The 1,587-nt window shown below is 68.7% G+C and carries 1 protein-coding gene; it reads right to left on the bottom strand.

All coding sequences use genetic code 11. The annotated features are described in order from the left end of the window. Nucleotides 1-1,587, bottom strand: a 1,587-nt coding sequence (locus DEU38_RS27910) for an ABC-F family ATP-binding cassette domain-containing protein (protein WP_181818981.1), incomplete at both ends; no start/stop codon positions are given.

The following is a 1,587-nucleotide window of genomic DNA, read 5'->3' as shown; positions in this document are numbered from 1 at the left end:
GGGACCAGTGATCTTCCTGCCCATCAGGCAGCAGGATGACCCGCTCCGGGTTCAGTGCCTCGGCGGCGCCCGGATCGTGCGTGACGAGGACGACGGCACCCTTGTAGCTGCGGAGCGCGTCGAGGACCTGCTCGCGCGAGATCGGGTCGAGGTTGTTGGTCGGCTCGTCGAGCAGCAGCACATTCGCCGCCGACGACACCAGACCGGCCAGCGCCAGACGCGTCTTCTCGCCACCGGACAGCGTGCCGGCCGGCTGCTCGAGCTGCGGCCCGGTGAACATGAACGCCCCCAGCAGGGAACGCAGTTCCTGCTCCCCGGTGTCGGGGGCGGCGTGCCGGATGTTCTCCCACACGGTCGCGTCGTCGTCGAGGGTGTCGTGTTCCTGAGCGAAGTAGCCGATCTTCAGCCCGTGACCGGGCACCAGCTCGCCCGCATTGGGCGTTTCGGTGCCCGCCAGGATGCGCAGCAGCGTCGTCTTACCGGCACCGTTGAGCCCGAGCACGACCACCCGGCTGCCACGGTCGATCGCCAGATCGACACCGGCGAAGATCTCCAGCGACCCGTACATCTTGGTCAGGTCCTTCGCCATCAGCGGGGTCTTGCCGCAGGTGGCGGGCTCCGGGAAGCGGATGTGCGCGACCTTGTCGTCCACCCGCACCTCGTCGAGAGCGGCCATCATCTTGTCGGCGCGCTTGGCCATGTTCTGCGCCGCGGTCGCCTTCGTCGCCTTCGCGCCGAGCTTGGCCGCCTGCACGCGCAGCGCACCGGCCTTCTTCTCGGCGTTCGCACGCTCACGCCGGCGCCGCTGCTCGTCGGTAGCGCGGGCGTCGAGGTACTTCTTCCAGCCCATGTTGTAGATGTCGGCCTCGCCGCGCACGGCGTCGAGGAACCACACCCGGTTCACGACGTCGTTGAGCAGGTCCACGTCGTGACTGATCACGATCAGGCCGCCGTCGTGGTTCTGCAGGAAACCGCGCAACCACGTGATCGAGTCGGCGTCGAGGTGGTTGGTGGGCTCGTCGAGCAGCAGCGTGGTGTTCGACTTGCCGCCCGAGCCGTCCGAGGCCGCGAACAGGATCCGGGCCAGTTCCACGCGGCGACGCTGACCACCGGAGAGGGTGCGCAGCGGCTGCTCCAGGATGCGATCCGCCAGCCCGAGGCTGTTGCAGATGCGGGCCGCCTCGGACTCGGCCACATACCCGCCGAGCGCGGAGAACCGGTCCTCGAGCGAACCGTACTTGCGCACGGCCTTGTCACGGACCGCGTCGTCGACGGCCTCGGCCATGATGGTCTGCTGCTTTTCCATCTTGCGCATGATCTCGTCGAGACCCCGCGCCGACAGCACCCGGTCCTTCGCGAGGACGTCGAGGTTGCCCTCCTTCGGGTCCTGCGGCAGATACCCCAACTCGCCGCTGCGGATCACCGCACCCGCATAGGGCTCGCCCTCCCCCGCCAGGATGCGCAGCGTGGTCGTCTTCCCGGCACCGTTACGCCCGACCAGACCGATCCGGTCCCCGGCCTGCACACGCAACGCCGAACCCGGGGCAGACAGCAGCGTCCGCACACCGGCACGAACTTCGAGGTCGG

It is taken from the genome of Rhodococcus sp. AG1013 (assembly GCF_003350365.1).
GTDB lineage: Bacteria > Actinomycetota > Actinomycetes > Mycobacteriales > Mycobacteriaceae > Prescottella.
This window is presented reverse-complemented; position numbering and strand designations above follow the sequence as displayed.